Source organism: Vulcanococcus sp. (assembly GCF_044369115.1).
GTDB lineage: Bacteria > Cyanobacteriota > Cyanobacteriia > PCC-6307 > Cyanobiaceae > Vulcanococcus.
On record NZ_JBIPMN010000144.1, the window covers coordinates 1 to 7,035 of the forward strand.

At 64.1% G+C, this 7,035-nt stretch carries 7 protein-coding genes; 4 read left to right on the forward strand and 3 right to left on the reverse strand.

Annotated elements, in window-relative coordinates; genetic code table 11:
- The 3 genes from ACIQ2E_RS11010 to ACIQ2E_RS11020 form a co-directional block, all read left to right on the forward strand.
- On the forward strand, nt 1-185 hold a 185-nt coding region (locus ACIQ2E_RS11010; RefSeq protein ID WP_398330251.1), incomplete at its 5' end, for an SDR family oxidoreductase.
- A gap of 7 nt (nt 186-192) precedes the next feature.
- A complete protein-coding gene (locus ACIQ2E_RS11015; protein ID WP_398330254.1) occupies nt 193-906 on the forward strand; it encodes a hypothetical protein in 714 nt (237 codons plus the stop codon).
- 20 nt (nt 907-926) lie between these two features.
- Entirely contained in the window at nt 927-2,222 is a 1,296-nt protein-coding gene (locus ACIQ2E_RS11020; RefSeq protein WP_398330257.1) for a chloride channel protein, read from the forward strand.
- On the opposite strand, the gene ACIQ2E_RS11025 is transcribed toward ACIQ2E_RS11020, so the two are convergent.
- Nucleotides 2,217-3,539: an NAD(P)/FAD-dependent oxidoreductase gene (locus tag ACIQ2E_RS11025; RefSeq protein ID WP_398330260.1), complete on the reverse strand. Its 1,323-nt coding sequence runs from the start codon at nt 3,537-3,539 to the stop codon at nt 2,217-2,219. The genes ACIQ2E_RS11020 and ACIQ2E_RS11025 overlap by 6 nt on opposite strands.
- A 45-nt stretch (nt 3,540-3,584) precedes the next feature.
- Complete coding sequence (locus tag ACIQ2E_RS11030; protein WP_398330263.1) at nt 3,585-3,962, reverse strand: hypothetical protein; 378 nt, start codon at nt 3,960-3,962, stop codon at nt 3,585-3,587.
- A gap of 372 nt (nt 3,963-4,334) precedes the next feature.
- On the opposite strand from ACIQ2E_RS11030, the gene ACIQ2E_RS11035 reads away from it, so the two are divergent.
- The gene (locus ACIQ2E_RS11035) at nt 4,335-5,012 is read left to right on the forward strand and encodes an esterase/lipase family protein (RefSeq protein ID WP_398330266.1); all 678 of its coding nucleotides are present in this window, start codon (nt 4,335-4,337) and stop codon (nt 5,010-5,012) included.
- A gap of 170 nt (nt 5,013-5,182) precedes the next feature.
- On the opposite strand, the gene ACIQ2E_RS11040 is transcribed toward ACIQ2E_RS11035, so the two are convergent.
- Nucleotides 5,183-6,724: an ABC transporter permease gene (locus ACIQ2E_RS11040; protein WP_398330269.1), complete on the reverse strand. Its 1,542-nt coding sequence runs from the start codon at nt 6,722-6,724 to the stop codon at nt 5,183-5,185.
- Nucleotides 6,725-7,035 lie beyond the last annotated feature (311 nt).

A 7,035-nucleotide genomic window follows, 5' to 3' on the forward strand; every position in this document is an offset into this window, starting at 1 on the left:
ATTCCACGATGAACAACCCGGAACTGCTGGCCAAGCTCAACGCCGCCATCCCTATGGGCCGCATGGCCCAGCCCGATGAGATCGCCAAAGTAGTGGCTTTCCTGGCCAGCGACGCCGCCAGCTACATCACCGCCACCAGCATCTTTGCCGACGGCGGCATCATGCAGAGCAGCCCTGGCCTGTGAAGCTTCGTTGAGGATCAGTCGCGAACAGCTGCAGCGCATCCGGCGCCGCCATCTCGGTTATCGGATCACACTCGTCTACGAGTTGTTGCTGTTGCTGTTATTGCCGGTGGCCCAGCAGGTCACGTTGTTGTTGTCGCTGCTGCTGATCGGTCAAGCCACCGTGTTCATGGTGTTTGTGAGCCGCTATTCAGCGCTCCGCCGCACCAGGCCTCTGATGTACAGCCTGGGCTGCACGGCCATCGCCATGGAGGTGATCTGGCATGCAGCCCTGTTCTGGAGTCCGTCCCTTGGGCGGGCTCTCACCACGCCGCACGTGGTGGTGTGGGTGCTGTTCCTCCTGGTGGCGGTGGTACGGAAGGTGAAGTCGCTGATTCGTGAACCCTTTGTCACCACATCGGTGGTCCTCGGTGCGGCTTCGGGCTATCTCACCGTCGGCATTGCCGGCGGGGTGCTGCTCACCGCCACGTGGGTGTTGCAGCCATCGGCCTTCGTGGCTTCGGCGCTGCCGGCCCTGTCCGCGAATGCCGTGGCCAGCGTGGCTGTGGCTCCGGCGCTGATGGCGGCATCGTTCGGGTTGCTCACCACGGTGGGAACATCCGTGCTCACGTCCAGCAATGTCACCGTTCAGGTGATCGCCAACGTGATTACCATCGCAGGCCAGCTATACGTAGCCATCTTGATTGCGCTGATTCTTGGGCGCGTTCAGAAACGGCTCTCCTAACGGCAGCAACGATGAAGGCCTTGAACGAGCTCATCCGTCGGCTGGTCCAGCTCGCTCTGCTGGGATTGTTCGTGGGGCTGTTGTGCTGGCCGTTCAACCTGGTGGATCGCTGGGGCGATCAGCTGCTGGGCCTGTTGCCGGCCTTCAGTGGCTCCAGCTGGCGGCCTCTCACGGTGTTGCTGGCCTGTTCGCCGGTGGTGGTCTTCCCGCTGTTGATGCTGCTGCAGAGCGGCATCTTCAGCCGCGGCAAGGGGTCAGGCATCCCTCAGACTATGACCAGCCTGGAGCACCCAGAGCAAGCGGGTGCACTGCTCGGCCTCATTCCCAGCCTGCAGCGTCTGCTGCTGTGGACTCTCGCCAGCCTGAGCTTGATGCCGCTGGGTCGTGAGGGGCCCGTGGTGCAGATCGGCGCCTCGGCGGCCTACTGGCTGCGCCGTCGCTTCCCCCGTTGGCTGTCGGATCTGAGCCACTCTGATCTGATGGCGGTGGCCGGTGGTGCTGGCCTGGCTGGGGGCTTCAACACGCCGTTGATGGGCGTGGTGTTTGTGGCCGAGGAGTTTCTGGGTACGTTCTCGATGCGGCTGATCTGGCCTGCGCTGGTGATCAGTGCCTTGGCTGCGGCAGTGAGCAGTGCGGTGGGAGAGCCGGAATTTGCGCTCGGCATCGTTGGTGTGGGCCCAGCCGAACTCCTCCAGCTCGGCTGGGCCCTGCCTATCGGTGTGTTGGCGGGAGCTCTCGGTGCTGTGTTCGCCCGCATCCTCTTGCAGGTCACGCGCCGTTTCCGCGCGCTGTCGCAGCGGCAACCGTTGCGGCTGGGTCTGCTGCTGGGGGTGTGCCTGAGCGTGTTTCTGCTCCTCAGCGGCGGCGCCTCCGGCTGCGACGGCGAGTTGCTGATGCGCCACATGATTGAGGGAGGATCACCCACCAACGCCCTGCTGCCTGGTGTGCTCGGGGATCTGTTCACCCTGGTGCTGCGCCTGATTGGTCCTGTTCTGGCGTTGGGCGCTGGCATCCCCGGCGGCCTGATCGATCCCTCGTTTGCTTTCGGGGCTGTGCTCGGCCGAAGCCTGGGCGACGCAGGGATGCTGCCCCAGATGGGCTTGGCTTTTGGGATGGTGGCGGGTTTGGCTGGCGCCACGCAGTTGCCGGTGATGGCAGTGCTGTTCGCCGTGCGCATGGCCGGCGATCAGCAACTGTTGCCAGGTTTGTTGTTTGCCTCTGTGATCGCGGCCTATGTCAGCCGTTTGCTGGTCGACAAGCCCGTGTATCACGCCCTCAAAGACATCGGCGATAAGCCGATGGCATCAGCCTCATGACGGCGCTTCGGTGATCACCAGGGCCGAGCGCTCGCGGGTCACGATCATCCAGAGCCATTTGGTGAGCAGGGTGAGGCGGTTTTCGTTGTCGGGGATAAAGGCCAGGTGAGCCAGTCCCCAGAGCAGCCAGCCGAGGGCACCGCTCACCTTGATGCCCCGTAGATCGGCAACAGCGAACAGCGGGCCCACCACCGCCATGCTGCCGAAATCGGTGAACACAAACGGCGCATGGTTCTGGTTCTGCAGCTTGGCGAGGATGTCTTTGGCGACCCAGCCACCCATCTGCACGGCGGGGCCGGCCATGCCTGGTAGGGGTTTGCCGTTCTTGGTGTGGCTGTAGCTGCAGAGATCGCCAACAACGCGGATCTCGGGATGCCCGGGGATCGAGAAATCCGGCTCCACCGGGAGGCGGCCACCGCGATCCACGCTGCAGCCTGTGCGCTCAGCCAGAAGCTTTCCTAGAGGTGAGGCCGCCACTCCGGCGGTCCAGCAGATCGTGCCGGCCTCGAGGGTTACCTCACCATCGCTGGTGGTGACCACAAGCTTGTTTTCTTCAATCGTTTTCACGCGACCCCCCAGCAGCATCTCCACGCCGGAGCGCTGGAGGTGATCGCCAGCCGCCTTGGAGAGCTGGGGATCCATGGCCCGCAGCACGCGATCGCCGGGATCCACCAGCGTCACCTTGCAGAGGCTGGGATCGATTTGTTTGAAATCCCGCTCCAGGGTGTGGCGCATCAGGTCGTTGAGGGAGGCCGCCAGCTCGCAGCCGGTGGGGCCGCCGCCCACCACCACCACCGACTGCAGCAGGCGCCGTTTGGTGGGATCGGGCGTTTGCTCAGCCTCCTCGAGGGCCCCAAGCACACGCTTGCGAATGCCATAGGCATCTTCGAGTGATTTCATCGGCGTGGCGAACTGCGCCCAGTCGTCGTGGCCGAAGTAGCTGCTGGTGGCGCCGGCCGCCACGATCAGATGGTCGTAGTGCAGTCGACGATTGTTGAAGATCACCTCTTGAGCGGAGGTGTCGATGTCGTCCACCTCTCCCATCAGGATCTGCACATTGGGAGCCTGCCCCAACATGATCCGCAGTGGCGAGGCCACATCCGTTTGCGACACCAGCCCTGAGGCCACCTGATACAGCAAGGGCTGAAACAGGTTGAAATTGCGTTTGTCGATCAGGGTGACCCGCACGGTTTTCCCCGCGAGGGCGTGAGCTGCTTTAAGGCCGGCGAAGCCGCCTCCCACGATCACCACATGAGCTGCGTTTCTGAGCAGTTCAGTCGGTGGTGTGAGTTCGAGGAAGAACCGCTCCGGAGCCATCAGTGCGTCTAGCGCTGTGCGCACGCTAACGAGAGTTGGCTGGTTTCACAGGCCGATCTTCACCTTCACCGGTGCCTTGGGTTCCACATCCACTTGCATCGGTTGCTGTTCACTCATGTTGACCTGAATGGGATTGGGATTACTGACCTCAATCTGGACGGGTTTGGGGTTGTTCACGCTCAGCTTCACCGGTGCCTGCTCGGTGACCTGAACCTTCACACCACCGCTGTGGCGCATCTCTACTGGGTCTGGCATGGAGAGCAGCCCTCTCACCTGTCCGGACAGCGTGAGCGGTTCGGCGAAGCTCAGCACCAGCCGCAGTTGGATCGGGTGCTGGCTGCTGCGCAATAAAAGGCCCAACACCATGGCGCCGAGCGCCAACACGGTGACGGGCCAACGCAGTTTCAACCAGTGAGGATCCATGGGACTGATCAACCAGTCGCCATTCAAGCGATTGACTCAGTGGGCTGCAGGCGAGCGGACTCAGCGCCGACCGAACAATTCCTCCCAGGTGGCGGGTTGGTTGGGCGATGGATGCTGGTGCTGAGGTTTGGGGCGATGGGACGTGGTCTGCGGTTTGTGCGTGGGGGTGTGAATGGTCATGGTTCTGTTGCGCGTGGAGTTATCTGTCGCTTTGCCTCGATCACAACCGTGAAGACGACTGTCTTGAAAACGGATGCCGTTGAAACTCCCTTGCCAGGGATAGCGGATCAGGCGTGAAGGGATGCGGCGCGTTGGTGCTCGCCGATCGGTTCACTCCTTCACCATAGACCCTGTCAACTGCCAGCGCCACACGTGCCTGCTCAACCCGTGCTGATCTTGGGGGGATTTCTGATCACCGAAGAGGCCTATCAGCCGATGTGCAGCTGGCTGAGGCAGCAGACGCAGCAACCGGTTGAGCTGGTGCCAGCCAACCGTTTCGATTGGCTGCTCACCTCCTGGGCTTGGGGTTGGCGGCGCCTGTTGGATCGGGCGGCAGCGCAGGCAGAAGCGCTGGCGGCCCGTTCAGCCACCGGCAAGGTGACGCTGATCGGCCACAGCTCCGGTGGCGTGATGCTGCGCCTCTTTCTTGCCGATGAGGCGTTTGCTGGTCGCACCTACAACGGCAAGCGCTGGGCGGATCGGCTCTACACCCTGGGCAGTCCCCACACCGCCGTGCGGGCCACGCCGCTGCGGCAGATGGTGGATCGCCGCTACCCCGGCGCCTGCTTCGCCGATCAAGTGCACTACATCTCGGTGGCTGGGGCGCTGGGGGAAGCGGATGGCTCGGCCCTCAGTCAGCGCATGGCTCCCGGCTCCTATCAGGCCATCGCTGGCCGCCGTGATCTGGAGGGGGATGGCCTGGTGCCGGTGCAGTCGGCCCTGTTGCGCGGTGCTGAGCCGATCACGTTGCCGGGCGTGGCTCATGGGGGTGCCTTTGGCGCCCGTTGGTATGGCACTCCTGAGGTGGTGCAGCAGTGGTGGCGGGGCTGAGGCCGAGCTGTTGCTCGGCCCAGTGAGCCATCAGGGCCGCCATCCAGCTTTGGCGGTCGCCATGCAGTCGCAACATTGCAATGGATTCGCTGCTGCGAGCTTCTCGCTGAACGCGCAGGTCTTCAGAACGACGGATGCAGGCTCAAGCAGCAAAAGCGACAACTCGGTGTTCAGCTGCGCTCCAGCCGCTCCAGGTTGGGGATCAGCGCGATGGCGGCCAGGATGCCCAGGGCGAGGATCAACAGGGCCGGCACGAGGGCGGCACCCACCCGTTCGTCGCTGGCGTATTGATACACGCGCACAGCCAGGGTGTCGAAATCAAAGGGCCGCAGGGCAAAGGTGAGCGGCAGCTCCTTCACCGTGTCGACGAACACCAGGAGCCCGCCCACCAGCAGCGGACCGCGCAGCAGGGGTAGATGCACCCGCTGCAATACGCCCAGCCAGCTGTTGCCCAGGGATGTGGCCGCTTCGTCCACACTGGGGGGAATCCGCTCAAGGGCGGCGTCGAGCCCGCCCTTCGAAACGGCCAGGAAGCGATCGCTGTAGCCCCACACCAGTAGCAGTAGGGGTGCCAGCGCCAGAGGTCCACCGATCAGCATCAGAGCCAGGGCCAGCACGGTGCCGGGGATGGCATAGCCGAGGCCAGAGATAAAGGTGAGCCGCTGCAGCACGGCATTGGGAATCCAGCGCTTGGCGATCGCCAGCAGCAGGCCGCCTCCCACCGTGAGGGCCGCAGCAAGGAGGGCCAGCCCGAAGCTGCGGCTCCCGAGAGCCAGCAGCTCCGTGGTGTCTTCTGCACGCAGCTGGTCCCAGCTGAGCCCAGCCCAGATCACCGGTAGCCCCAGGGTGATCATCGGCGGCAGCAGGCACAGGGCCTGGCTCAGCCAGCGCCGTTGCCCCACGAGGCGCCATTGGGGGTCGGCATCGCCATCGTTGCCGAGATTCCAGCAGCGGCTGCGCTGGCGCAGGTTGCGCTCCGCGCCCACCAGCAGCGCCACGATCAGCAGCGCCATCAGGGCCAGGGCTACGGCTCCTTGAGGGTCGCCATCTTGTTGCCAGCGGTTGAGGATGCCGGTGGAGAGCGTTGGCACACCGAGCAGCTGCACGGCACCCAGCTCATTCACCACCTCCATGCCGCCCAAGGCCACCCCAGCGCCAATGGCCGGCAGGGCCATCGGTAGGGCCACTCGCCAGAAGCTGCCCCAGGGGCCAACCCCCAGGCTGCGGCAGGCCTCCAGCTGGCGGCGCCCGCTCACCGAGAAGCTCTCGGTGGAGAGCAGAAACACGTAGCTGTAAGTGCTCAGCACCATCACGATCAGCGTGGGTGTGAAGCCGTGCACCCGCAGGCCGTAGCGGCTGCCGAGATCGATCCAGGTGGCGGCCAGCAGATAACTGGGTGTAGCCAGCGGCAAGAGCTGGGCGATGCGCAGCCAGTGGCGGCCCGGAAAGGCGCATCGCGCCGTGAGCCAGCCGGTGGCCGTGCCCAAGACGGCGGTGAGCAGCCCCACCAGGGCCACCAGGGCAAGGGTGTTCAGCACCTGCTCGGCGCCGCCATAGCCAAGGTCGAACCGGGTGCCTTCACCGGCATCGAAGGCAAACCATCCCAGGCTCAACACCGGAGCAAGGGCCAGGGCGCACAGCAGCAAAACGCCCACCGCCAGCAGGCTGCGCTGGGGGCTCCGTGATGTGGCCTTTGCGGAGAGAGGAACCATGGGCAAAAAGCCTACGGGGCCAGGGCTTTGCACACGTTGGTGTGACATTTGTCACACTCGCGGGTGGGCAATGATCGCTACCCCTCGGAAGGGCACTTTCTGATGGTCATAGTGCTCGCAAGCACGATCTGCTTCCCTTGAAATTCCACTCGTTGCGATCCCTGCGCCAGCCCGAATCCCTGGGTGCTCTTGCTTTGTTGGCAGTGAGTGCCACCGGCGCAGCCATTACGGCACTCGGTGTGGAGACAGCCCAGGCTCAGAGCCAGGAGATTGGCGTGTACTCCGGGCGTCACTACAACACCGATAAAGAG

Coding starts and splice junctions, on each gene's coding strand:
- ACIQ2E_RS11040 (WP_398330269.1), bottom strand. CDS start 6,724: ATGGTTCCTCTCTCCGCAAAGGCCACATCACGGAGCCCCCAGCGCAGC.
- ACIQ2E_RS11025 (WP_398330260.1), bottom strand. CDS start 3,539: ATGGCTCCGGAGCGGTTCTTCCTCGAACTCACACCACCGACTGAACTG.
- ACIQ2E_RS11030 (WP_398330263.1), bottom strand. CDS start 3,962: ATGGATCCTCACTGGTTGAAACTGCGTTGGCCCGTCACCGTGTTGGCG.